Below are 25,891 nucleotides of genomic sequence, written 5' to 3'. Positions count from 1 at the left end.
TTATGTTATTTCCGAATGATATTGCTGCAGCGATTTTACATCGCCCTTGTTCTCAAGATAAGACTTTATGCCATCCGCTACTGCAACAGCTGCCGCTGGTGTCGTGATATACGGGATCTTATGCTTGATCGCATTCTTACGAATATACGAATCATCATATGCCGCGGTCTTTCCAGCAGGCGTATTGATAATAAGCTTTATCTCTTTATTGTTAATAGCATCTATGATATTCGGTCTTCCCTCATGTGTCTTTTTAATAAGTTCTGCTTCAATACCGTGTTTGGCCAAAAATTTCTTTGTGCCTTCTGTTGTCACTACTTTAAGGCCAAGTTCCTTTAGTTTTTTTACTGCCGTAGCAATGTTTTTCTTCTTATCCTTATCAGCGACTGTCACAAGTACTGTGCCTTCTGTAGGAAGTCTTAAGCCAGCTGCCTCTTGCGCTTTGAAATACGCCAGTCCTGCTGAATCAGCAAGGCCCATGACCTCTCCTGTAGAACGCATCTCAGGACCCAGTACGGGATCCACTTCCTGAAACATGTAAAATGGGAACACAGCCTCTTTTACGCCATAGTGCTTGTATTTCTTTGGCTTAAGATTCATGTCCTTTATTTTCTTGCCAAGCATAACCTCTGTCGCTATCCTCGCCATGGAAATACCAGCTACTTTTGATACTATAGGAACAGTCCTTGACGCCCTGGGATTTGCCTCCAGGACATAGACCTTATCCTTTGCAATCGCATATTGTATATTCATAAGGCCCACGACCTTTAACTTTTGCGCGATCTTTTGCGTGTAGCTAGAGATAGTATCTATGTGTTTTTTAGGTATTGTCTTTGGAGGAATAACGCAGGCTGAGTCTCCAGAATGTATGCCTGCCTCTTCTATGTGCTCCATAATCGACGGAATATACACATCCTCTCCGTCTGAAATAGCATCTGCCTCTACCTCTACAGCATCTTCTAAGAACTTATCTATGAGAATCGGCCTGTCAGGAGATACATCAACTGCTGCCTTTACATAATCTCTTAGCATCTCCTCATCATAGACAATCTCCATGCCTCTTCCACCCAAGACATATGAAGGCCTTACAACAAGCGGGTATCCAATTCTCTCTGCAATCTTCAAAGCCTGCTCGAGCGTACTCGCCATGCCACTCTCTGGCTGTGGAATATCCATCTTCTTCATTACCTTAGCAAAATTCTCTCTATCCTCTGCAAGATCAATGCTTTCAACAGAGGTGCCAAGTATTTTTACACCTGCATCCTCTAATTCTTTTGCAATATTAAGAGGTGTCTGTCCGCCGAACTGCACGATCACACCTTCTGGCTTCTCTTTATTGTAAATACTCAATACATCTTCGACAGTCAAAGGCTCAAAATAAAGTTTATCGGATGTATCATAGTCTGTTGAAACTGTCTCAGGGTTACAATTGACCATTATGCTCTCGTAGCCCAGATCCCTGAGCGCAAATGCAGCATGACAGCAGCAATAATCAAACTCTATCCCCTGGCCGATCCTATTTGGCCCGCCACCGAGTATCATTATCTTTTTATTAGACGATACACTGACCTTATCCGGCGCCCTGTAAGTCGAATAATAATAAGCTGCATTTTCTGCGCCGCTCACAGGAACCGCATGCCATGCCTCTGTCTTGCCAAGCTTAAGACGTCTCTCGCGAATCTCTTTCTCACTAACACCTAAAATCTGGCTCAGGTATTTATCTGAAAAACCATCTTCCTTTGCCTTTATGAGCATATCATCCGGGAGCTTCTTACTTTTATATTTCAGAATCTCTTCTTCTAACTCCACAAGCTCTTTCATCTGCGTGATAAAATATCTATGTATGCATGTCTTATCATATAGCTCATCCACGCTCGCGCCTTTTCTAAGCGCCTCATACATAATAAACTGTCTTTCAGACGTGGGATACGCAAGAAGCTTTCTTAATTCATCCAGGGAAAGCTCGTTGAAATTTTTAGCAAAACCAAGACCATAGCGTTTTCTCTCAAGACTCCTTATTGCCTTTTGAAATGCCTCTTTATACGTCTTGCCAATACTCATTACCTCGCCCACAGCCCTCATCTGCGTGCCAAGCTGGTCTTTTATGCCCTTGAATTTTTCAAACGCCCAGCGCGCAAATTTTATTACCACATAATCTCCTGAAGGAGTATATTTATCCAGTGTGCCGTCGCGCCAGTAAGGGATATCTCTTAAAAGATCCCCGCCTGCGAGCATGGATGATACAAGCGCGATCGGAAAACCTGTTGCCTTACTTGCCAAGGCTGATGAACGCGATGTTCTTGGGTTGATCTCTATTACAACCACTCTATCGTCTTTAGGTTTTCGCGCAAACTGAACATTTGTGCCGCCAATAACGCCGATCGCATCAACTATCTTATAGGAATAATCCTGAAGCTTCTTTTGTATCTCTTTTTCCACTGTGAGCATAGGGGCAGAGCAAAAAGAATCTCCTGTATGAACGCCCATTGGGTCAATATTTTCTATAAAACAAACTGTGATCTTATTCGACTCTCTATCCCTTACTACCTCAAGCTCTAACTCTTCCCAGCCAAGAACAGACTCCTCAACAAGGATCTGACCAATGAGACTCACTGATATGCCTCTTGCAGCTATTACCTCAAGTTCTTCGTCATTAAATACTGCTCCACCACCTGTCCCGCCCATGGTATATGCAGGCCTGATAATAATAGGATAACCTAGACTATGAGCAATTTTTTTAGCCTCTGTAACAGAATATGCAAGCTCACTCTTTGGCATGGGGATGCCCAGCTTTTTCATTGTCTCTTTAAATGCTAGCCTATCCTCGCCCCTCTCAATAGCATCTGGCTGCACGCCTATGATCCTACAGCCGAATTTCTTAAGAATGCCTTTTTTTGATAGCTCGCTGGATAGGTTCAGCCCGGTCTGCCCGCCAAGATTTGGTAAAAGCGCGTCTGGCCTTTCCTTTTCAATAATACTGGTAATTCTTTCAACGTTAAGCGGCTCTATATAGGTGACATCAGCCATTCCAGGATCTGTCATAATTGTAGCTGGGTTAGAGTTTACAAGCACGATCTTATATCCTGCAGCGCGCAATGCTTTGCACGCCTGTGTCCCTGAATAGTCAAACTCGCACGCCTGGCCTATCACGATCGGGCCAGAACCTATAATCAGCACCTTGTTGATGTCTTGGATCTTTGGCACAACTTACCCCCTTTTTAACGGCCCATTATAGCACGAAGCACGTTCCGAGTAAATGCCTAAAAAAGCGAAAGGGGCGCCCTTATTCAGAACGCCCCATTGCAAATCGCATATTAAGCACATACATTATACTTTAGTGTAATGTTTTAGACCAAACCCTGATCCAGCATTGCATCAGCTACTTTTACAAAACCCCCAAGGTTTGCGCCTTTTACATAGTCAACAACATTTCCTTGTTTTCCGTATTTAACACAAGTTTCGTGGATCTTGATCATTATATCATGCAGTCTACCGTCCACTTCTTCCCTTGTCCAGGATAGCCTCAAGCTATTCTGCGACATCTCTAAACCACTCGTGGCAACGCCTCCTGCATTTGATGCCTTGCCAGGTCCATACAGGATCTTTGCCTTCTGGAATACCTTTATTGCTTCTGGCGCAGTAGGCATGTTCGCGCCCTCTGCAACCAGCATGCAACCATTTTTAACAAGGTGCTTAGCATCGGACTCGTGTATTTCATTCTGCGTAGCAGACGGAAATGCGCAATCGCACTTCACTTCCCACGGCCGCTTGCCTTCAACATATTTACAATTGTACTTCGCGGCGTATTCCTTGATCCTGCCACGACGTACATTCTTTAGCTTCATCACAAACTCTAACTTCTGCTCGCTTATTCCATCTGGATCATAGATGTACCCGCCGGAGTCTGAGAGCGTGACTGACTTTGCGCCTAGCTGGAGAAGTTTTTCAACAGTGTACTGCGCGACATTGCCTGCACCAGAAATAGCGCAGATCTTTCCTTTAAAAGATTCACCCCTGGTCTTTAACATCTCTTCAGCAAAATATACGCAGCCATAACCCGTTGCCTCTGGCCTTATCAAGCTTCCACCCCAGTTTAAGGCCTTGCCTGTAAGTATGCCTGTAAACTCATTGCGAAGCCTTTTGTACTGCCCGAACATAAATCCTATCTCACGACCACCTACACCTATATCTCCTGCTGGCACATCTGTGTTTGGGCCGATATGGCGCTGCAGCTCTGTCATAAAACTCTGGCAGAATCTCATTACCTCGTTATCTGACTTACCCTTTGGGTCAAAGTCAGAACCGCCTTTGCCGCCGCCCATAGGAAGCGTGGTCAAACTGTTCTTAAACACCTGCTCAAATGCCAGGAACTTCAAGATCCCAATATATACGCTCGGATGAAGCCTCAAGCCTCCTTTATAAGGGCCGAGTGCACTATTCATCTCTATGCGAAATCCTCTATTTACCTGGACCTCGCCCTTATCATCCTGCCATGGTACCCGGAACATCAGTACTCTCTCTGGCTCAATGATCCTCTCGAGTATCTTTGCATCCCGATACTTGGGATTTTTTTCAATAAATGGCATTACTGACTCTACAACTTCCTGCACTGCCTGGTGAAATTCTATCTCGCCAGGATTCTTCTTTACAACCAGCTCCATAAAGTCTTTAATTTTCTTCTGCATAATAATCCTCCTTAAAATAAAAAAGGTGTTCCTATTCTTTACCTAGAACACCTTTGTCCTGACCTAATTCTATCCATGCTTGATACACCTTTGTATCAAATTGTATAATATATTATCTACGAAATAGAGTATTTAGTCAAGGAAAAAATTTCCTTTTTCTTTTGAATCTAGACCTAACTTTACACTTTTCTGTATGTCAGAAAAGTGTAAAGTTAGGAGAATAAGGGAGGATTTGGCAGCCTTATCTACTTCTGCCCCTAATATTTATGCCCCTTTGCCTGAGTTCGTCTGTTCTTTTTTTGGAACATTCGAGGCAGAAGAATCTGGGTTCAGAGTCTCTTTTATCGTACTTGGGCGCTAATACCAGTCTCCATAGAGAAGTCTCTTTGCCGCAGGCATCGCAGGTGCCTAATTCCTTAAAATGCCACATCTCTACTGCTTTGGAGGTAAATATAAACTTATCAACCCAGAAAAATATACTAGCACCAATCAGATTGGCCACCATAGTCTGCCACAGGCCCGCGCCCAGCTGCCTTACAACCAGCCAAAGTATAGGCGTGCTAAGCTGCCATCTTATTAAATACAACAAAAACCTTTTCATCTCGTTCTTTCTATCTATCCAAGAGAATCAGTTTGTTTTTGCAGTTCTATGATCTTAGTAGATATGAATTTATTTAGCTTTTTGCGTTCTATAAAGCCTTGTATCTTGTTTGCTTTATCCACCACAGGGAGATATTCGAGGTTGTATCTATTTAAGAGGTCTATTATATCAGACATGGGGGTATCACATGTTGTCTTCGCGACTACTGGCTCCATTAAATCCAGCGCTAGAATGAGGCCGCTCATAGCTGTTTCCAAAAATGTTTGTTTTATGCCCTCAACAGTTATTATGCCCTGGAGTCTTTTCTCTTTGTCCACCATGGGATAGTACAGACTGTCATTTTCGCTAAAGATCTGCAGTATATCCTGCAGGTGCATATTCTCATATATAATGGGCGGGTTTTTATCCATAAAATCCTCTGCCTTTGAGCTCTTTATTATATCCTCTTCTGTAATATTCAACCCTGCCTCTCCTGATTTTATGGCTGCGAATTTAGTAAAAGGAGGGCCTATGATCTGTGTCACAAAAGTAGTGGTCGTTATGATAATTACGAGGGTATTGCCAATATGGCCTGGAAAATGCTGCGCAGCCAGTATGGATAACCCGATGGCAACCCCTGCCTGGCTAAAAAGAGAAAAAGGAAGGTACTTTATAACTGTCTTTGGCGCCTTTGATAGACGCGCGCCAATACTAGCGCCTATCATCTTGCCGAACATCCCGCAGAAAAGATATACAAAGACCAGGAGAAAAATAGACGGTGTAAGATGGCCAAGCGTCAGTTTTGCGCCTACAAGCACAAAGAATAAGACATAGATCGGCGGCGTAAAACTCTCTACCAGGCTAAAGGCCTCTTTGCTCTTACGAGGCGCGAGATTCACAACCATGACGCCTAATGTCATAACAGCTAAAAGCATGCTTACATTTGCCGCTACTGACAATCCAGTTACCAAAAGCACTGTAGAGATACAAAAGGCAAGCACCCTTTCTTTCTCTGAATATCTCCTGAGCATCTTTACTAAAACCAATCCTGATAAGATACCTATAATAATAGCGCCGCCTATTTCATAAAACGGGTGGATGATTGAAATCCATGTACTTGCATCGCCATGGCCTATTAAAGTACCTGCTATGCTGGATGCGATCGCGAACAATAATAGGGCCAGGCCATCGTCCAGGGCAACGATTCCTAAGATAGTGGTGGTCAGAGGGCCTCGTGTTTTATATTCCTTAAGTACAGATGTGGTTGTGGCTGGATCTGTCGCGGATGAGATAGCTCCCAAAAGAAGCGCAAGCCCCCATACAAAAGGCGAAGGCCCAAATAAAAAACTCCCCATAATACCTGTAGCGATGCTTACCAATAAAAACGGCGCAATGCCTTCGCTGAGAAGGATATAGCTGAACTGCTTTCCATATTTAGAAAATATCTCTTTCTTTAATTCGCCTCCTACCATAAAACCTATAAGCCCCAGCGCGAAATAATTAAATGGCCTCAGTGCTTCTATGATATCCGCTCCAACGATCTTTAATCCTGACTGGCCTATTAAAATACCGATTATTATGTATCCTACGACCTGGGGAATTCGCATCTTCTGGAAAATACGGCCGCCTATGGTACCCCCAAATAGCGCCAGGCCCAAAAGAAACAGCACATTAATGTGATAAAAAGAAATCTTGTCTAAAATATGACTAATATATTCTAACATCTCTTGCTCCAACTAAAGCAGTCAGTTCGCTTTTGATTCGCCCATAATGTCTATTGATAATTCCAGTATCTTTCTGCCATGATCTGGATATTTCTGCATAAAACGTGCTATTGCATTATTATATTCCATCATAGATTTATCTGGTTCGCTTTCCATGGATTCTTCAGATGGCTCTTCACCAAGAAACTTGTTCATTGACGCTTCCCAATTACGCGCATATTCTTCTTTGTCAATACTTTCAAAGAAGCGCTTAGCCTTTTCAACACACTTGTTGGGATCACCCATATTCCATTCGATGATCTCCGTCAAGTACCTATAATGTTCCGCCACATAGATACCAGGATCTTCAGCATAACATAACATGCTTAACATACTAGCTACTAAAACTATAAAAACAAACACCCCTAATCTTTTTACCATTTCACTCCTCCTTCTCTCTTGTCATTATGCTACCATAACCCAGACAAATCGCAACTGAAATTCACGCTACAGGAGCAGCTAAAAAGAAGGTCTGCCTGCCCCGTATCAAATCGAAGATTTTGGTATGGGGCTTCGCTCAAGGGTAACCTTTTATCACGTATCGTGGGGCGCGGGGTATTCTGTTCGCGGGCCCCTCCGCCCGGTGTGGATCCTCCCACTCACAGAACACCCCACGCCCCACTTATCCATCGCAGGCTAAATTTTCAATTCGCCTGCCCCGTTCCAAATTCTTGAATATCACCAAACAATCCATTAGAATTGTCCGCAATTAGTTACAAATAATAAATAGCTTATCGATTAGAATTTGGAATGGGGCTCCGCAGACCTTCTTTTTAGCTGTTATAAACTTGGGGACACATTGGTAGGAGAATTCGCAAACGGTACAAGGGTTATACAAGGGTTATATACATCAAACCTCTTAAATAGTTGAATTAATTCTATCATAATCTTGCCCTTCAAACTTGATATGTAATTTACCCCCGGCAGATGCATTAGCCATATCAAATATTTCCCATAATTTATTCAAATCATACTGCGGCCATAAATAATTCACGAAATGAATGTGAGCCCCTTTTTTCCAATGGTTTTTCCTTTGACTTTCTGCGTCTCTTTGGTCAAAGTAGAACATATGCCATTTCTTTTCGTTAAAAAATATATGGGCAACAAGATATCTGCGTTCTTTGAAGATTTGAGAAATTTTATTCATAAACTTTTTAGCATCTCCTGTAATTCTTTCTCCAACTGTAACTGAAGCTAATGCGTCTTTCTCTTTTTCTGAAGGATGAAGATGAGAAGACACAAAGTCGTGATGTTTGATTTGGTGAAGATAACCAATTTTATAACAATTGGTTATTAATTTTACAAAATCTTCCTGTGTTACGATTATATCATTGCAGTATCTTTTCAACTTTACCTTTTCTTCTATTTCTAATAATTTTTTTAGATACTCGGGTACTTCTATCATAACTACTTTTCGCCTATCCTTCCTTTGCTTCCACCTATCAAAAATCTTCTTTATCTCTTTACTCTTTATCCTTGGAACAGCCTGTAAATATATCTGCGTTGTCCTTATGTCGGAATGTCCAAGGTTGTCTTTTATCATTATACTCCCCTGCCCAACTAATCTCAACTGGATCTCGCTCCTGCCCCGGCGGGCTGGTAGGTCTGAAAAAAGCATCGTAATTTTTTGCGGGCATGGTGTCCCGCCCTTTTGACAAAGTCAAAAGGGCGGGACGAGCAAAAAATTACAATGAGCGAAGGCCGCCTCGCTGGGGCGGCCGAGCGTCTTTTTGAAGGCCTGCCAGCCTGGCGGGGCAGGAGTGAGATTGCTTCACTGCGTTCGCAATGATAGAGCGATTTGGATTCCCGCTTTCGCGGGAATGACATGAAGGGGCGGGAATGATAATGGGGGTTAGTCTATGGATTTTATTATTAGGGAATAGCCTAGGGTAGAGGGGTTGTGGATTTTTAGGGGGATGCGTTTTTCGTCTGCGCTTAACCAGAGTCTGAACCTGGGTGGTTCGCTTGTAAAGGCATATGCCTGGAATTTTCCAAGAGGGGTCTTTATCTCTTCTATGCCGGTAAATGAGACCTCAAAATCAAACGTGGGTAGCGCAATCTTAAATTTATCGCCTTTATTAAAGGAATCCTGCGTCCTATAGTAATACGCCAGGAGTATCGCATTATGGATAGGTGAATCCTTTTGTATTGAAAAATTCTTTTTGCGCAGCTTGCTCTTTGAAGAAATATCCACCCTGAAATTCTCCTGGTCATACACCTCTTTTATCCTGTCGCCAAATCCTAACCTCTTCTTGATCGTCCTGTGCACCTCTATCGGAAGGAAAGTTTCCTTGTCCGCGTATAGCTCTTCGGTGTCCTTAAGTGAGGGGATCTTTGTAGAAAATGTAATATGATAGGCCTTTTTATTGCCTAGATCTTTTTCACCATGAAAAGTAAGGACAGAGGTGCCTACTTTCAAGGCCTTATACTTCACATTATACGTCAACTTCTCACCCTTGGCAAAAGGCGGCGCAGCATGGGCCAGCCCGCAGCAATAGACTATCAGAATAACTACAATGCTTATTTTACGCATAATGTATTGTTAGAGTATTGGCAGGTACTTGTCAATCTCGTACTTTGACACCTGGGCCTTGTATTCGTCCCACTCCATATATTTATTGCGGATAAAGTATTCGAATAATTTTTCGCCAAGGGCTTCTTTTACGAGCTTACTTTTTTCTGTAAGCTTAATTGCCTCGTAAAGGTCTTCTGGCAAAGACTCTATCCCAGATCTTTCTCTTTCTTTTTCTGTCATCCGATAGATATTATCCTCTGCTGCCTTGGGAAGCTTGTACTTCTTTTTCATGCCTTCTAAACCAGCTGCCAGCATAACAGAAAGGGCAAGGTATGGATTTGCTGCCGGGTCAGGAGAACGGAATTCTACCCTGGTTGCTTTTTCTTTACCAGGCTTGTACATCGGCACCCTCACAAGCGCAGAGCGATTCATCTGTGCCCAGCATATGTACACAGGCGCCTCATAGCCAGGTATAAGCCTTTTGTAAGAGTTCACCCATTGATTCGTCACTGCTGTCATCTCAGGAACGTGTTTTAATATTCCGGCTATAAAATATTTTGCTGTGTCTGAAAGATGCGATTTATCGGTTTTACTGAAAAACGCGTTCTTTGAGCCCTTAAAAAGAGATTGATGCACGTGCATGCCGCTTCCGTTTATGCCGTAAATCGGTTTTGGCATAAAAGTAGCGTATTTACCGTGCTGACGCGCCACTTCTTTTACTACCATGCGATAGGTCATGACATTGTCTGCCATGGTAAGCGCGTCACAATACCTCAGGTCTATCTCGTGCTGGGACGTAGCAACCTCGTGATGAGAGTATTCTACCTTTACACCCATCTTCTCGAGCATGACTACTGTTTCACGCCTCAGATCCTGCGCCACATCAAGAGGCGTCAGGTCAAAATATCCGCCCCTATCAAGAATAATCGTGTTTTTAGGATTTTCAAAATAAAAATATTCCAGCTCTGGCCCTATATAATAGGTAAAACCCATATCCTTGGCCTTTTTTAGATTTTTCTTCAAGATATATCGCGGATCTCCTTCAAAAGGTTTGCCATTTGGCTTTACAATGTCACAGAACATCCGCGCAGAAAGACCATCTTTTTCTGTGCGCCACGGGATCAGCTGGAATGTAGAAGCGTCAGGCATTGCCACCATGTCGCTTTCTTCTATACGGGCAAATCCTTCGATGGATGAGCCGTCAAATCCCATACCATCTTCCATGGCCTTGGCAAGCTCTCTCTTAGTTATAGCAATGCCCTTCTGGAAACCCAGGACATCAGTGAACCAGAGTTTAATAAATTTAATATTGTGTTTTTTTACTGCAGCTAAGACGTCTTTTTTGGTTTTTATTGTCATGATTAACTCCTTTTATATTCTGATGTAACTGTGGTCTTGATTCCTCCGCGCACATTGAACTCACCTTTAATATACAGCCATCTTGGCTTGCATGATGCAACAAGATCATCCATGACCCTATTTACTACATGCTCGTGGAATATGCCGACATCCCTGTAAGAAATCATGTATAGCTTAAAGGACTTGAGTTCCACGCACCATTTATCAGGCTTATACTGAATCGTGATATTTGCAAAATCAGGCAAACCTGTCTTAGGGCAAACACATGTAAATTCCGGATTCTCGAGCATCACAACATAATCCTTGTCCGCATACTGATTGCGCCACACCTCTATTTTAGGTGTTCTTAACTTGCGAACCTTTGTCTGTAAGCCTTCGTATTTTGTCATTTCCTTAAGTCGTGCATCATGATGATGGCTTCTGCGACTTCTTTCATGGGCTTGCGGCGGTCCATGCTGTATTTCTGGATCGTCCTGAATGCGTCTTCTTCTGTCAGGCCCTCGCTCCTCATCAGTATGCCCTTTGCCTTTTCAACGACCTTGCGTGTCTCTAATTCTTCCTGTATAACTTTTGTCCTTACCATGAGTTCCGTATTCTCTATAGCAACAGCTGCCTGATTTGCCACGCTGGTGAGTATATTAACTTCTATCTTTGAGAACTTGTGAGGCTTTGAGGTGTAACAGTTTAAGACACCTATAACCCTTTTTTTAACTGCCATTGGTACACACAATAGTGATACAAGGCCTTCTTTCTCTGCTATGTCTTTATGTTTATAACCTGATTCCTTTAATACATCAGGTACAGTGACTGGTTTATTTTCCTGCACCACCTTCCAGGCAATGCCTTGTCCTTTTTTCAGGGGCTGCTTTTTTATATATTCTTCGCTGATAGTCTGCGTGGCCCTTATGACAAGATTTTGTCCCTTCTCATCCAAAAGCATCAATGAACAGATCCTGGAATTCATGACCTCAGCTGTTACAGTCACGATAAGCTTTAAGATATCTTCTAAATATAAATCACTGGATATGGCCTTGCTAATCTTTGAAAGCGCGCCTATTGTGTCTGATTTCTTTGTAGATTTTTTAGAGCTCATGATGCCACAATCCCTATGTCTGATTGATCCGCAAGTTTAATGGTCTCAGCCTTATCTATGATGAGTGTCTTCTGCGCCTCTATTGATATGCAAGCTGCCTTTACATCTTTTAACAGGCTTATCGTATCAGGCCCTATTATAGGTACGTCGAATCTCATGTCCTGATTTGGTTTGGATACCTTTATAACCACTATGCCGTCCTTGCCATATTTCGCAGCCCTTTTTATTGTCTCGTCTGTGCCCTCAATAGACTCAACTGCAAGGACTACCTTATCCTTCACAACTACTGTCTGGCCTATATCCAGGCCAGCAATGGACTTGGCAATGCCCCTGCCAAATTCAATGTCATCTAAAATCCTTTTATCGAGATTATTCTTTGTTAGAACACCTTTTTTTGGAAGGTAATCTGATAAAAAAGTCGTAGAGTCCAAGACCTTTACCCCGGCCTGCTCTAATTTCTTTGCGATCGACCCTATAAGCGAATCTGTCTTTTTATCTTTTGTGCCAGCCAGGAGCTTCTGCATGCCAGTATCCAGCTTTATGTTCTCAAAAAGCCTTTTATGCTTTACCTGGCCTGCCATCACAACTTCTTTTAATTTCTCTGTAAGCAACACCTGAAATAATTTTTCTAATTCTCCTACGCCTAACCAGTATATCTTGCTGACATGACCTTCTAATTCTTTTGCTGTCTCTTCATTTATGCCTATCGCAATTACCTCTACGCCTTTTTTCTTTGCCTCTTGCGCAAAAAGTATTGGAAAACCACCATTACCTGCTATTAGACCTATTCTCTTCACCCCTGCACATGCCCCTCTTTGATCCTTTTATAAAATCCAATAGATACTGCACTTCTCCACAGCTCGGTATTTCCTGCTTTACTTTCTCTGCGCCGGTTTTAAATGTAAGCCCGGAATGAAATAAGATCTTAAAGGCCTTTTTGAGCGAGGCTTGAGCATCCTTTGACACACCTGAACGCCTCAGTCCCACCAGGTTCAAGGCATACACCCTTGCTGGATGCCCGTCACAAGTAGAAAAAGGCGGAATATCCTGCACTACCTTTGAACATCCGCCTATAATCGCCATCTTACCTATGCGCACAAACTGATGTATGGCAGTGAGTCCGCCTATCACTACTTTATCTTCCAGCGTCACGTGTCCTGCGAGTGTTCCTGAATTCGCGATAACACAGTCGCTGCCGATCTTGCAATCATGCGCCACATGAGAATAGGCCATGAAAAGATTTCCGTCTCCTATAGATGTAACTCCTCCCTCATCTGTGCTTGGATTCATAGTTACATATTCTCTGATAATATTATTCTCCCCTATCTTCAAAAAGCTCTTTGCGCCTTTATATTTAAGATCCTGAGGAGGGCTCCCTATTACTGCGCCTGTGAAAATAGAGCAGCCCTTGCCAATAGTAGTATTGCCATCAACTACCGCATGGCCTCCTATAGTGGTCTTACTCCCTATTTCCACTGAAGGACCTACAATAGCATAAGGGCCGACTTCTACATCGTCGGCCAATTTCGCCTTTTTATCTATAATTGCTGTCGGATGAATTGTCATCTGACCTCTGTCTTCTGAAACTTACGCATCCACGAGCGCAAACATCAGATTTGCCTCGCTTACGACCTGGCCATCTACAAGCGCGCGCGTATGCACATGGCCTATTTTTGACTTTAGCTTAACTACGTTTACCTCGAGCCGTAATTGGTCTCCAGGCACTACTGTCTTTCTGAACTTTGCCTTATCCAAACTCATAAAATAGGCCATTTTCCCAACATTCTCTTTTTTATTCAACATCAATACGCCTGCCACCTGCGCCATTGCCTCAACAATCAACACGCCTGGCATAACAGGTGTCCCTGGAAAATGCCCTGTAAAGAATTGCTCGTTCATTGTGACATTCTTGATCCCGACTGCCTTTTTATCCGGCACAAGCTCTATGATCTTATCGACAAGCAAGAATGGATAGCGATGCGGCAGGATCTTTTGGATATCACTGGAGTCCAGAACATTACCTTCTGTCTCAACATACACGCCCTTTATGCCGCCAGCCTGTATTTTTTCTCTCTGCGCGCTTATCTTATCAACAAGCTTTATATTTAAAGGGTGGCCACTGCGTATTGCTATTATATGACCTTTTATCACATACCCCAATAGATATAAATCCCCCAATAAATCCAGTATCTTATGCCTTGCGAATTCATCGTCAAACCTCAAATCATTATCTATAACACCTTTCTTGCCCACCACGACGGTATTCTCGTAGTTTGCGCCCTTGCCAAGCCCCTGTTTCCTCAAATCACTGACCTCCCTCTCAAGACAAAAGGTCCTTGAAGAAGCCAGTTCTTTTTCAAAAGTATTTTCATCCAACACAAAAGAAAGATACTGCGACTTTAGAAGAGGGTGTTCGTAATTCAATGTATAGGATACCCTGAATTGATTATCAGGCAAGACCATGATTATGGCGTCATCCTGCTCTATCCAGATAGGGGAACGCACCTGATACACCTTTTTTGGCAGGTCCTGATTTTCTATGCCAACCTTTTTCAGTGTCTCGATAAAACCGATTGCGCTGCCATCCAGGCCTGGAAGCTCTGGACCATCTATCTCAATAAGAAGATTATCTATGCCCATGGCCCATAATGCTGCCATTAGATGTTCTATTGTGTGCACCTCTACTGAACCTCTGCCAATGGACGTGCGCCTGGGGCTTTTATCCTGATCCAGCATATGGTGGATATTCGCCCCTATCATAGGAGAATCTTTCACGTCTACTCTTATGAAGTTTATGCCTGTATTCGTAGGCGCAGGTTTAAATTTAAGATGTACCTCAGCACCTGTATGAAGACCGACGCCACTAAGCTCTATTGGTTTTTTTATTGTTTTCTGTTCCATATATCCTCTGTTAGGGATTGTCACACTGAAGTGTGACCTACAAAAGTGGTCGCAAAAGCCTTCATAAACAGGCAGATTGAAATCTGCCTATTCTCGGCCTTTGCCTTTAAACTTTTCTATTTCTTCTTCTAATGCTCGTACCTTTTTGTATAAATCCGGAAGGTTCTGGACACATGCATTAATTCTCTTAGCAACTGTGTGTGGCTTCGCAGGATAGCCTGAAACACAGGCATTAGAAGGGATAGACTTTGTCACGCCAGCTCTTGCGGCAATTACTACATTGTCTCCAACAGTAACATGCCCTATGACCCCGGCCTGACCTGCCAGTGTAACATTGTTCCCGATAACTGCGCTCCCTGATATCCCACTCTGGGAAACTATTATAGAATGTTCTCCGACGATTACATTATGAGCTATCTGGACAAGATTATCTATCTTAGTGCCTTTTTTTATAATAGTTTTTTCGAAACGCGCCCTGTCTATCGTGACATTGGCCCCGATCTCTACGTCATCCTCTATCACCACAGTACCGATCTGGGGGATCCTCTGATGCACGCCTTTGACTGTAGAAAAACCAAAACCATCACTGCCTATAACAGTACCTCCATGTATGATTACTCTATCGTTTATCTCAACGCGTTCCCTGATTATAACATACGGATATATCTTGCAGTTCTTCCCTATCTTTGCGTGATGCCCCACGTATGCCCCTGCATAAAGAATAGTACTATCTTTTATTTCAACATTATCTTCGATAACAACATAGGCCTGTATAGCTACGTTCCTGCCGATTCTTACCTTTTCTCCTATAACAGCAGTAGGGTGTATGCCTTTTGGCTTTTTTACCTCATTGGGCGCCATAAGAGAGACCATCTTGGCAAATGCTATAGAAGGATTTTCAGTGCGTACGATAGGCTTGGGCGCTGACTTCACATCTCGGGACGTAATAATCGCGGATGCCTTTGTCTGATTCATAAGCGAAAGATACCTGGAATTTGCGATAAATGTGAGGTCACCCTTCTGCGCCTCTTTTATGCCGCATATGCCAGTCACAACTGTTTTCTCGTCGCCTACGATCTCTCCGTCGACTATAGCGGCTATTTCGGTCAATGTCTTCTTCATCTCTCTGTCCTTATTGCTGCTCGTAATTTTTGTTTAACAAATCAATGATCTCGTCTGTCACATCATGGGTCTTTTGTCCGTATAAAAGAACTCTGTCGTTTAAGATAATCGAATACGCATGGGTCTTTCCGTATTCTTCTATCACTGTATTTATCTCTTTCAGGATCTCTCGCACCATATCGTCTCTTTCCTTTGTAAGCTCCATCTTGGCATCCTGGTCAAACTCCTGAAGAGATTTTATCTTCGCCTCTATATCATCCTCTTTCTTCTGTCTGGCCTTTTCATTCATGAGCTCGATCTCATCCCTCATCTTTCTTATATCTTTAACCAGCTTCTCTCTCTGCTGCTGCTTGATATCCCCTGTCTTTTCCAGATTCCTATCAAAATCTTTTGTCTTCTGATACTCATCAAATGACCGAGAGAGATCTACGAAGCCTATTTTGCCGTCCTGCGCAAACACATGCCCTGCAAACAGAAACACTGCGACTAAACTTAGAACCAGTAACCTTCCATAACCTTCCATAACATTACGTAACATTACGTAACCTCCTTAATTAAAACCCCCTACTCATACTAAAATGAAATCTAGGCTGATCTTCCTGCCATGTTTCTGGATTTAAAGGATATCCGAAATCCAATTTAACAGGCCCTATCGGAGTCTTTATCCTAACACCAACACCTGCGCCTGCTTTTAGTCCTCTTGTAGCTGTGCCGCTTTTCGGTTTACTGTCAGGTCTTGCCCACACATTGCCTGCATCAACAAACAACGCGCCTTTTATATTGGTCACTATGGGGAGTGTCATCTCTGCATTGGCTACAAACATGCTCCCGCCTCCTATTGCATCTCCTGAAATATCTTTTGGCCCGACGTCACGCTCTTTATACCCGCGTATACTATAAGTACCGCCAGCAAAAAAGCGCTCATATATAGGTACCTTGCCTGAATCACCAAATGAACTGACAACACCGCTTCTTGCCTTCAGCTCCAAGACAAAAGGCCCTATTTTAGAATAGTGGCTACCAGAATCAAAAAACTTTGCAAAGTCCCTGTCTCCTCCTATAAGGCCGCCAGCTACTTCAACATAGCCTGTCAATACATAGCCTTGTGTAGGATTAAAAGCATTATCCGTGGTATTTCTTGTGAGCTGAAACAAGACACTGGAGACTGTCTTTTCGCCCAGCTCATCTTTTAATTCCTGAGACGCCGTGGCAGATATATCAGATATATCAACGGTCTCGAGCCTGTATACAAAATCACCCCTCAGGTATTCGTTGAATTCCTTGCCCAGCCTTAAAGCGCCTCCTTGTTTTTCCTCATCATAGGCATAGCCTGTAGATCCGCTTCTGTTCCGCTCAGAGGCGTACAAATCAAATCCAAAACTAAGAGGGCGATCAAAGATCCACGGCTCAGTCCAGCTCAGGAGATAATTTTTACGCACACTGCCAAACTCTGCCCTTAATTTAAGATCCTGGCCATCTCCTGTAAATGTCGGAAAATTCAAGATATCAAAATTCCTCTGCTCTACTTCTATAAAGCCTATGAGTTTATCTACAGAAGAAAAGCCTCCTCCAAAACTGAACTCGCCTGTCTTAGACTCTTTTACCTCTACCACCATGTCTTTTTTGTTTTCTACTTCGGTATCCTCTGTGTCAAATGTTATGTCCTCGAAAAACCCAAGATTATAAAGACGTTCTTTACTGCGCTGCAACTTTTTACCGTCATACTGATCGCCTGGATTAAGCCTTAACTCTCTCCTGATCACAATGTCCTTTGTCTTGGTGTTTCCTCTTACATTGACTTTATTTACATAACAGATCTCGCCCTCAACGATATTGTAGACGACATCCACCCTGTCTGTACTTAGATTCAAGAGTGTATCCGGCTTTACCTTAGCCATTATATAGCCTTTATCAAAATAATATTCCTGGATAGCTGCTACCTCACCGTGCAGGGCCATCTCTGTAAATACATCTGCTGGTCTTACTTTTAAAAGGGCCTTTAGCTGTTCATCTGAAAAAATAGAATTGCCGACTATCTTGACATCGCCAGCAATGTACCTTCTTCCCTCTTCAAGTCGTATCACCAGCTCGATCCATTTCTTCTTTCCCTTTTCCCTGGATACCACTTCGTAGCTAGTATCGACATCCAAAAACCCTTCACTTCTATAAAAATTCTTGATCCGCTCCATGTCATCATCCACTACATCTTTTTTATAAACACCTGAGCGGAACATGCCGGATGTCCGACTCTTCACGACCTTTAATATACGCTTATCGCTAAATGCGGTATTCCCGATTACGCTCATCTTTCTCACAACTGCCTTTACACTTTCATCTATCCTGAAAATAGCTATGCCTTCGTTTACATCCTCAGCAGTCTCCACCTCGTATGTAACCTTAACCCACGGGTAGCCTGCGCGCTTATAGAGGTCTTCTATGGCGTCCGCGTCCTGCTTAAGTTTTCTTTCATCTGCAAATTCATTCAATTTTGACTTAATAACTGTCTTTAACTTTTCTTCCTTGAATCTCTTATTGCCGATGAACCTGAGGGATGTGAGCGGCGGCTTTTCTTTGACTGTAAATATAACGCCTACGCCGTCCTGGACCTCTTCGATCGAAATGCTGACATCACTGAAATATCCCATGAGATAAAGTCTCTTGACGTCTTCATTGACCACCTTTTCTAAAAATATATCTCCCCTTTTTGTCTTTAGCTTAGCCAATATCTTTGCGCTTGAGACAGTTTTATTGTTTTTTACGTCCACATATTTAATAATTTTTTTAGAGGATTCTTCCTGGGCCAGTAGAGAGACAGAAAAACATGTCCCTAATAGAAATAAAACCGCGAAGAGTATTATAGAAGTCTTTTTAATCATTATATTATTAACGAATATAGCATATATCTACTAACATGTCAATCTACCTTGAGAAAATCCCAAATCCCAATAAATACCAATACTACCAAATAAATCCAAAATCCCAAATCCAAAACCATGTTTGGGATTTTGAAATTGGGATTTATTGGGGATTTGGTAGTATTGGTAGTATTGGGATTTTTTCATAGTATTTCTACTACTCCACTACTTCCTCAGCCACCATGGTGAGGTTTTCAAATCTCGCATAATCCTTGATAAAAGTGAGCTTTACTGTGCCCACAGGGCCATTGCGCTGCTTTGCAATAATAAGCTCTGCTATGCCTCTGTTCTCCGGTGTAGGGCTATAGTATTCTTCTCTTAATAAAAGTCCTACCAGATCCGCATCCTGCTCTATGGCGCCTGATTCCCGCAGATCTGAAAGCTGGGGCCTGTGGTCCTGTCGCGACTCCACTGCCCTTGAGAGCTGACTCACTGCTATTAGTGGTACGTTTAATTCTCTTGCAAGCGCCTTTAAAGATCTGGAGATCTCTGAGATCTCCTGCTGTCTATTCTCAGAACCTGGCAGCCCCTGCATTAGCTGAAGATAGTCCACTATTATTATCTGTATGTCTTGCTGGGATTTTAATCGCCTTGCCTTTGCCCTTAATTCAAGTACGGAAAGTCCAGCAGTATCGTCTATAAAAATAGGCGCGTCTGAAAGCTTACCTGCAGCGCTTGTAAGACGCGGCCAGTCAGACTGGGACAGGAATCCTGTCCTCACGCTATGTGCGTTTACGCGCGCGTGAGCACAGAGCATCCTTTGTGCCAGCTGTTCCTTGGACATCTCAAGGCTAAAGATCGCGATCGGCTTTTTCTCAACCAGGCCAATGTGTTCTGCCATAGAAGTAACGAGCGCGCTCTTACCCATTGACGGGCGGCCTGCAAAGATGATCAGGTCTGAAGGATGCAGTCCTGCTGTCAGACCATCAAGATCACTGAAGCCAGTCGCGACTCCAGTTACATGCGCCTTTTGCTGATAGAGCCTGTCTATTGTCTCGATGCTATCTTTTATTACCTCTTTTATCGGAGAAAAATGCGTATCCATCTTCCTGGAAGAGATCTCGAATATGGTACGCTCTGCCCTGTCCAGGATCTTTCGCACATCGCCCTGCGCGTCATAGCTTTCAGAGATAATATTCGTAGAAACAGATATCAGATTGCGCAGTATGCTCTTTTCTCTTACAATGCTGCCATAGTGCTTCACATTCGCGGCTGTCGGCACTACTGTAGTAAGGCCTGTTATATAAGTAGCGCCGCCTATTCTCTCAAGGTCTTCTGTCTTTTTTAATTCCTCTATTAATGTGACTATGTCAACTGCCTTGCCGCTACTGTATAGCTGCAACATGCATTCGAAGATCTTACGATTCGCATCATTGTAAAAGCAGCTCGCATCCAGGATATCTATGGCGTCAGCAATGGCGTTTTCTTCTATGAGCATAGAACCCAACGCTGCCATTTCCGCCTCTAAATTCTGCGGCGGCATTTTTTCTAATTGCATATCTATCTTGTCCATATTATTTTTTCACCACCCACACCTTCACCGCTCCCGTGACTTCGGGATGGATCTTTACAGTAATGTGATAGACGCCGAGTTTCTTTATTGGTTCTTCAAGGATTATCTTTCGCTTGTCCAGAGAAAGTCCTGCCTCCTCAAAGGCCTTTGAGATATCTTGCGTGGTCACGCTTCCAAAAAGCCTATCATCATCCCCTGCCTCAACAGAGACAGTGCAAGAGACATGTGAAAGTTTTTCTTTGAGTTCCTCTGCTTCTTTTTTCTCTTTCGTAAGGGCCTGTATCTTCTTTTTCTTTATCTCATCTATTATCTTCATATTTGAGCCTGTTGCCGGCTTTGCCAGATCCTTTGGAAAAAGAAAATTCCTGGCATAGCCTTCTTTGACTTGGATCACCTCACCCATTACCCCTAGCTTCTGGACATCTTCTATCAGTATTACTTTCATGTTTTAAATCCCCCTCGAGCTTCGCTTACCTCGGAATCTATCCTTCACTCACGTATGGCAAAAGCGCGACATATCTTGCCTGTTTTATGGCACGCGCTACAACCCTTTGGTGTTTGGCGCAATTCCCTGTTATGCGGTTCGGCAGGATCTTTCCTTTCTCAGTGATAAACCTTTTCAGTTTCATCACATCCTTGTAATCTACGCTATCTACCTTATCCGCGCAAAACTTGCAAAACTTCTTCTTAAAAAAAAGTTTTCGTTTTGGGCCCTTCTTTTTGCCCTTTTGGAATCTACCCTTTTGCTTCTGAAAACTACCTCGTCTCTCTCCTGGCATTTCTCCTCCTTATTCAATTAGAATGGTGCCTCTTCATCCGTTTTTAGTCCCGCGCTCTCTGTTACCTCGCCGCCTTTTGGAATCTCGCTGGCAGAGTCTACATCCGCGCCGGTACCCTGCGAGCGTGGCGCGCCCAAAAACTGGACCCTGTCTGCGACAACATCCAGCGAATTTCTCTTCTGACCTTCCTGCTCCCATGACCGATACTGCAGGCGACCTTCTATAAAAACAAGTCGGCCTTTATTCAAGTATTGGCTACAACTTTCTGCCTGTTTTCCAAAGACTACGATCCTGACAAAACACACTTCGTCTTTTTTCTCTCCCTGCTGTGTCACGTATCTGCGATTCACTGCCAGGCCAAATGTGGCAACAGGCGCTCCGCTAGGTACATAACGCAGTTCAGGATCCCTTGTAAGATTCCCCATCAAAAATACCTTATTAAAACTGGCCATCCTTATCCTCCCTTGCTTGCTCTTGTTCGGCACACTAAAGTGTGCCCTACAGCTGCTATAAGCTGCTGTGTAATCACCCCTTGCTAATGATCAATGTCCTTAATATCGTCTCGTTCAGATTAAAAGAGCGCTTGATCGTGGTTATCGCAGCAGGATCCATATCAAAATTCACAAGATAATACACGCCCTCTTTGAATTTTTTTATAGGGAAAGCCATTCTTTGCTTGCCCATTTCTTTGAAATCTTCTGAAGATACTTTATTCTTTGCAAAGATATCCTTGATCTGTTTTAGCGTCTTGTCAAGTCCGTCCTGACTAAGATCTGGTTTAACAATAAGTATAGCCTCGTAACTCTTCATCCTTGACCTCCGTTGTATTTGTTCATTGCTGTATCAACGCCCTGTCTCGCCCAGCACTCGCACGCTCTAGAGGAGCGTTTTAAGATATCTGGTAAGAGTGTTCGTTCTTTTTTTGTAAACATACTGAGGACATATTTTGAACAATCCTTTATGCCCTTTCTTCCCATGATGCCTATTCTCATCCTGGAAAACTCATTCGTGCCTAAAACATCTATTGTTGAGCCCAGACCCTTGTGCCCACCGCTGGAACCCTTGGGTCTTATTCTTAACGCGCCAAATTCAAGCGCTATGTCATCTACTACCAATAATATATCGCTCAAGTTTATCTTGAGCCAGTTCGCCATGGAACGCACAGAATGGCCTGAAAGATTCATGAAGGTCTGGGGCATGGCAAGAATTACATTTTCCTTACCCACAGCGCCTTCTCCTGTAAGCGCCTTGAAGCGCCTATTGGATTTAAATCGTATATCATTCTGGCCTGCGAATTCCTCTAAAATCAAAAACCCTATGTTGTGTCGAGTAAGAGCGTATTTATCCCCGGGGTTTCCAAGGCCGACTATTAGTTTCATGTATAGCTAACGTTCCTTTATTTTCCCTCTTTTTTTTCCGCCTTTTTCTCTTCCTTAGCTGGGGCTGGTTTTTCTGCGCCTTCAGCTGCCTCGCCTTCCTCAGGTACCTCTTTCTTCTCCTTTATTACCTCTGGCTCCAGCAACTCTCCTTCAGCAGGCGCTGCCACAAGATCCTCTACGCTCTTAGGATGTTCCACGCTAAAGACAACGCCTTCAGGATCATCCAATACCTTTACGTCTTCAGGTATGGTGATGTCTTTCACATGTATTGATTCGCCTAACTTCAGGTTAGTTATATCCACTTCGATCTTTTCAGGAATATTGGTAGGCAGACACTCCAGCTCCAATTCCCATAACACATGCTGCAGTACGCCGCCGTCCTGCTTGACTCCCATAGCCTCGCCTTTTGCTGCTATTGCCACTTTTACCTTGAGCGTGTCGGTCAAAGATATCTCCTGGAAATCCACGTGCAACAATATATCCTTTATGGGATCCCTTTGTATATCTTTAAATATCACAGTGCGTTCTTTTTTCTTTTTTGCGCCATCTATACAGAGCTTTACTATAACATTTTCTCCTGCCTCTGTATGAAGGGTTGTAAAAAGTTCTTTTTTGTCTATCTTCAGGGACTGGGTATCCTCGCCTTTTTTATAGACAACCGCTGGCACAAGGCCACCGCTCCTTAATTTCTTGTTGATCTCCTTACCTGTTCCTTCTCTCAAACTCGCGTGTAATTCTACGAAATCCATTTAATTCCTCCCCGTTAATCTTCCGCGTAAGTTCCGCGTCCGGCCGAAGGCCGGCTTCCGCGTAGGTTCCGCGATTTTCAGTCGAATAAACAGCTTACTGACTCCTCGTTGTGTATCCTCTTTATTGCCTCTGCTAAAAGAGGTGCTATGGATAGCACTTTTATTTTTTTGTGCTTTTTTCCATCCTCCACAGGAATGGTGTTTGTTACTACCAGCTTCTTTATGGCTGATTTTTCTATGCGTTGTATTGCTGGGCCTGACAAAACAGGGTGTGTGATCGCGGCATAGACATCTTTTGCGCCTGCGCGCTTTAGCGCACCTGCTGCCTCAACAAGAGATCCAGCAGTTGCCACTAAATCATCTACCAGCAATACATGTCTTCCCTTTACCTCTTCCTCGCCCAGGATATTCATAACCTCTGTGTCTTCTCCTGAAACCCTTCTTTTATCCACTATGGCCAATGGCGCGCCTAATCTCTTTGCATATCCCCGCGCCATTTTTATACCGCCTACATCTGGAGATGCGACTGTGATGTCTTTGATCTTTAGCTGCTTAAAATATTTGACGAATATATTAACTGCAAAAAGATGATCCACAGGTATATCAAAGAAACCCTGTATCTGGCCTGCGTGCAGATCCACTGTAAGTACCCTGTCCGCGCCTGCAGTGGTCAAAAGATTTGCCACAAGCTTCGCGGTTATTGGAACGCGCGGCTGGTCCTTGCGGTCCTGCCTAGCATATCCAAAATAAGGGAGTACCGCTGTAATCCTCTTTGCAGAGGCCCTCTTTAATGCATCCAGCAATATCAATAGTTCCATAAGATTATCATTTACAGGAGGACATGTTGACTGTACTATAAATACGTCCTTGCCGCGCACATTCTCTTCTATTTTTACGAATACCTCGCCCTCGCTAAACACAGTTACAATGGCCTTTGAAAGGGGCATCTTTAGGTATTTTACGATCTCTTTTGCCAGAGCCGTATTGGAATTACCTGTAACAATAGAAGCGGTCTTGTTCATGGTTACCTCACTTTGCTTGTGTAATGTGTAAGGTGTAAGGTGTAATGTAATTGGGGCAGCTTGGTACATTACACATTACACATTAAACATTACACAGAGTGTTTGGTCCTTTTTAGTATCTTCGCAGGCACGCCGATCACCGTCCTGCCCGCAGGTACGTTATGGTTCTTGGTGACAACGCTGCCAGCGCCAGTCACACTACCCTTGCCTATCTTGACAGGCGCTATTAATACAGTGCCTGTACCTATAAAAGCATTGTCATCAATGACAGTCTTATGCTTATGCTTTCCGTCGTAATTTGCGACTATTGTGCCCGCGCCAATATTGACGCGCTTGCCTATTACAGTATCGCCTATATAGCACTGATGGCGGATCTTTGTGGCCTTGCCTACTTTAGAGCGCACTATCTCCACAAAGTTTCCAATGGAGACTTCCTCATCCAGTACAGTACCTTGCCGCAATCGCGCGAACGGGCCGATGCTGCATTTCTGGCCTATTTTAACACCGTTATCTATAAATGTATAGGGATATATTACCGTGTCCCTTTTTATCTCAACGCCCTCCTGTATATAGGTATTGTTCGGGTCAATGATGCTCACGCCCTTCTGCATGATATCAGCCAGGACCCTGCGCCTCACAACCTCCTCTGCCTGCATCAGGTCACTCCGCGTATTAACACCCAAAAATTCTTCAGTCTCATCAGTGGATATAGAATCTACTACTATGCCTGATTTGGCCAGGATCTCTATTGTATCTGTCAGGTAATATTCCTTTTTTCTATTGTTTGGCTTTATTTCTTGGAGCGCGTCAAAAAGCGCATCTTTATCAAAACAATACACGCCTACATTTATCTCTTCTGTGACCTTCTCATAGATCGAGGCATCCACTTCTTCGACTATCTTCACGATCTTATCATTGCCAGAACGTAAAATTCTGCCATAACCGGTAGGGTTCTTCAGATGAGAAGTAAGAAGGGTACAGCCAGAACGCGTAGAGAGGTGTCTTGAGATAAGCCTCCGCAATGTCTCGGCCTTTAATAAAGGCACGTCCCCGCATGTTATAAGAACCATGTCTATTTTATTATCTTTTAAAAGAACATTTTTCGTCTTTAAGACCGCGTCTCCAGTGCCAAGAAGTTTATCCTGCTTAATGCATTTTACTCCTGTTAGATTTTCTTGTACCAGGCCAGACCTGTGGCCGACCACAACTACTATATTCTGTATGCCGATAGATTTTAGGGTAAGCAGCGGATAGTCTATCATCGACCTCCCGCAAATAGTATGAAGCACTTTGGGGATCGAGGAACGCATCCTCGTACCCTCGCCCGCAGCTAAAATTACAGCAGCTATATTTTTCATGGTCTTCTACCTTCCGTAAGTCAATGGTTTGCCATCCGAAGCATGCTTCGAAGATTCGTCCCATTTGAGCGCAGGATGGCTGGGACGTGTGGATTCGAACCACAATAACGAGATCCAAAACCTCGCGTCCTACCTTTGGACGACGTCCCACTATCTTC

Annotated in this window: 25 protein-coding genes and 1 tRNA gene; all 26 read right to left on the bottom strand. The window is 43.4% G+C overall.

Annotated elements, in window-relative coordinates:
• Positions 1 to 3,204, bottom strand: coding sequence for a carbamoyl-phosphate synthase large subunit (gene carB, locus P9L93_04960; protein ID MDP8230438.1), 3,204 nt, complete (start codon positions 3,202 to 3,204; stop codon positions 1 to 3).
• 143 nt (positions 3,205 to 3,347) lie between these two features.
• Positions 3,348 to 4,685 carry an NADP-specific glutamate dehydrogenase gene (gene gdhA / locus P9L93_04955; GenBank protein ID MDP8230437.1) on the bottom strand — a complete coding sequence of 446 codons (1,338 nt, stop codon included), beginning with the start codon at positions 4,683 to 4,685 and terminating at the stop codon, positions 3,348 to 3,350.
• Between the two features lie 241 nt (positions 4,686 to 4,926).
• The gene (locus P9L93_04950) at positions 4,927 to 5,286 is read right to left on the bottom strand and encodes a hypothetical protein (protein MDP8230436.1); all 360 of its coding nucleotides are present in this window, start codon (positions 5,284 to 5,286) and stop codon (positions 4,927 to 4,929) included.
• A 14-nt stretch (positions 5,287 to 5,300) separates the two neighbouring features.
• Positions 5,301 to 6,989 (bottom strand): cation:proton antiporter, encoded by a 1,689-nt coding sequence (locus P9L93_04945; protein ID MDP8230435.1) that lies wholly within the window; start codon positions 6,987 to 6,989, stop codon positions 5,301 to 5,303.
• Positions 6,990 to 7,010: 21 nt separating this feature from the next.
• Complete coding sequence (locus P9L93_04940) at positions 7,011 to 7,409, bottom strand: hypothetical protein (GenBank protein ID MDP8230434.1); 399 nt, start codon at positions 7,407 to 7,409, stop codon at positions 7,011 to 7,013.
• Between the two features lie 478 nt (positions 7,410 to 7,887).
• Positions 7,888 to 8,571 carry a hypothetical protein gene (locus P9L93_04935; protein ID MDP8230433.1) on the bottom strand — a complete coding sequence of 228 codons (684 nt, stop codon included), beginning with the start codon at positions 8,569 to 8,571 and terminating at the stop codon, positions 7,888 to 7,890.
• A gap of 309 nt (positions 8,572 to 8,880) precedes the next feature.
• Positions 8,881 to 9,561, bottom strand: coding sequence for a DUF3108 domain-containing protein (locus P9L93_04930; GenBank protein ID MDP8230432.1), 681 nt, complete (start codon positions 9,559 to 9,561; stop codon positions 8,881 to 8,883).
• 9 nt (positions 9,562 to 9,570) lie between these two features.
• Positions 9,571 to 10,902 (bottom strand): glutamine synthetase family protein, encoded by a 1,332-nt coding sequence (locus P9L93_04925; protein MDP8230431.1) that lies wholly within the window; start codon positions 10,900 to 10,902, stop codon positions 9,571 to 9,573.
• 2 nt (positions 10,903 to 10,904) lie between these two features.
• Positions 10,905 to 11,291 carry a preQ(1) synthase gene (gene queF / locus P9L93_04920; GenBank protein MDP8230430.1) on the bottom strand — a complete coding sequence of 129 codons (387 nt, stop codon included), beginning with the start codon at positions 11,289 to 11,291 and terminating at the stop codon, positions 10,905 to 10,907.
• Positions 11,288 to 11,995, bottom strand: coding sequence for a GAF and ANTAR domain-containing protein (locus tag P9L93_04915; protein ID MDP8230429.1), 708 nt, complete (start codon positions 11,993 to 11,995; stop codon positions 11,288 to 11,290). Before P9L93_04915 ends, queF begins: the two co-directional genes overlap by 4 nt.
• On the bottom strand, positions 11,992 to 12,792 hold the full coding sequence (gene lpxI, locus P9L93_04910) for a UDP-2,3-diacylglucosamine diphosphatase LpxI (protein MDP8230428.1): 801 nt from the start codon (positions 12,790 to 12,792) through the stop codon (positions 11,992 to 11,994). Before lpxI ends, P9L93_04915 begins: the two co-directional genes overlap by 4 nt.
• Complete coding sequence (gene lpxA, locus P9L93_04905; GenBank protein MDP8230427.1) at positions 12,764 to 13,561, bottom strand: acyl-ACP--UDP-N-acetylglucosamine O-acyltransferase; 798 nt, start codon at positions 13,559 to 13,561, stop codon at positions 12,764 to 12,766. Before lpxA ends, lpxI begins: the two co-directional genes overlap by 29 nt.
• A 21-nt stretch (positions 13,562 to 13,582) precedes the next feature.
• Positions 13,583 to 14,896 carry a bifunctional UDP-3-O-[3-hydroxymyristoyl] N-acetylglucosamine deacetylase/3-hydroxyacyl-ACP dehydratase gene (locus P9L93_04900; GenBank protein MDP8230426.1) on the bottom strand — a complete coding sequence of 438 codons (1,314 nt, stop codon included), beginning with the start codon at positions 14,894 to 14,896 and terminating at the stop codon, positions 13,583 to 13,585.
• An 87-nt stretch (positions 14,897 to 14,983) separates the two neighbouring features.
• Entirely contained in the window at positions 14,984 to 16,018 is a 1,035-nt protein-coding gene (lpxD, locus tag P9L93_04895) for a UDP-3-O-(3-hydroxymyristoyl)glucosamine N-acyltransferase (protein MDP8230425.1), read from the bottom strand.
• Positions 16,019 to 16,028: 10 nt separating this feature from the next.
• Entirely contained in the window at positions 16,029 to 16,556 is a 528-nt protein-coding gene (locus tag P9L93_04890) for an OmpH family outer membrane protein (protein MDP8230424.1), read from the bottom strand.
• A 16-nt stretch (positions 16,557 to 16,572) separates the two neighbouring features.
• Complete coding sequence (gene bamA / locus P9L93_04885; GenBank protein MDP8230423.1) at positions 16,573 to 18,894, bottom strand: outer membrane protein assembly factor BamA; 2,322 nt, start codon at positions 18,892 to 18,894, stop codon at positions 16,573 to 16,575.
• 196 nt (positions 18,895 to 19,090) lie between these two features.
• Positions 19,091 to 20,446, bottom strand: a complete 1,356-nt coding sequence (dnaB, locus tag P9L93_04880) for a replicative DNA helicase (GenBank protein MDP8230422.1) — start codon at positions 20,444 to 20,446, stop codon at positions 19,091 to 19,093.
• A 1-nt stretch (position 20,447) separates the two neighbouring features.
• Positions 20,448 to 20,891 (bottom strand): 50S ribosomal protein L9, encoded by a 444-nt coding sequence (gene rplI, locus P9L93_04875; GenBank protein ID MDP8230421.1) that lies wholly within the window; start codon positions 20,889 to 20,891, stop codon positions 20,448 to 20,450.
• Between the two features lie 37 nt (positions 20,892 to 20,928).
• Positions 20,929 to 21,225 carry a 30S ribosomal protein S18 gene (rpsR, locus tag P9L93_04870; protein MDP8230420.1) on the bottom strand — a complete coding sequence of 99 codons (297 nt, stop codon included), beginning with the start codon at positions 21,223 to 21,225 and terminating at the stop codon, positions 20,929 to 20,931.
• A gap of 17 nt (positions 21,226 to 21,242) precedes the next feature.
• Positions 21,243 to 21,677, bottom strand: a complete 435-nt coding sequence (locus P9L93_04865; GenBank protein MDP8230419.1) for a single-stranded DNA-binding protein — start codon at positions 21,675 to 21,677, stop codon at positions 21,243 to 21,245.
• 73 nt (positions 21,678 to 21,750) lie between these two features.
• Entirely contained in the window at positions 21,751 to 22,035 is a 285-nt protein-coding gene (rpsF, locus tag P9L93_04860; protein MDP8230418.1) for a 30S ribosomal protein S6, read from the bottom strand.
• Complete coding sequence (gene pth / locus P9L93_04855) at positions 22,032 to 22,604, bottom strand: aminoacyl-tRNA hydrolase (protein MDP8230417.1); 573 nt, start codon at positions 22,602 to 22,604, stop codon at positions 22,032 to 22,034. Before pth ends, rpsF begins: the two co-directional genes overlap by 4 nt.
• Before the next feature lie 17 nt (positions 22,605 to 22,621).
• Positions 22,622 to 23,353: a 50S ribosomal protein L25 gene (locus P9L93_04850; GenBank protein ID MDP8230416.1), complete on the bottom strand. Its 732-nt coding sequence runs from the start codon at positions 23,351 to 23,353 to the stop codon at positions 22,622 to 22,624.
• 77 nt (positions 23,354 to 23,430) lie between these two features.
• A complete protein-coding gene (locus P9L93_04845) occupies positions 23,431 to 24,375 on the bottom strand; it encodes a ribose-phosphate pyrophosphokinase (protein MDP8230415.1) in 945 nt (314 codons plus the stop codon).
• Between the two features lie 89 nt (positions 24,376 to 24,464).
• On the bottom strand, positions 24,465 to 25,733 hold the full coding sequence (locus tag P9L93_04840) for a sugar phosphate nucleotidyltransferase (protein ID MDP8230414.1): 1,269 nt from the start codon (positions 25,731 to 25,733) through the stop codon (positions 24,465 to 24,467).
• A 76-nt stretch (positions 25,734 to 25,809) separates the two neighbouring features.
• A tRNA-Gln gene (locus P9L93_04835) sits at positions 25,810 to 25,883 on the bottom strand.
• Between the last annotated feature and the right edge of the window lie 8 nt (positions 25,884 to 25,891).

The organism is Candidatus Gorgyraea atricola, from assembly GCA_030765235.1.
In the GTDB taxonomy this organism is placed as follows: domain Bacteria; phylum Omnitrophota; class Gorgyraeia; order Gorgyraeales; family Gorgyraeaceae; genus Gorgyraea; species Gorgyraea atricola.
This window is presented reverse-complemented; position numbering and strand designations above follow the sequence as displayed.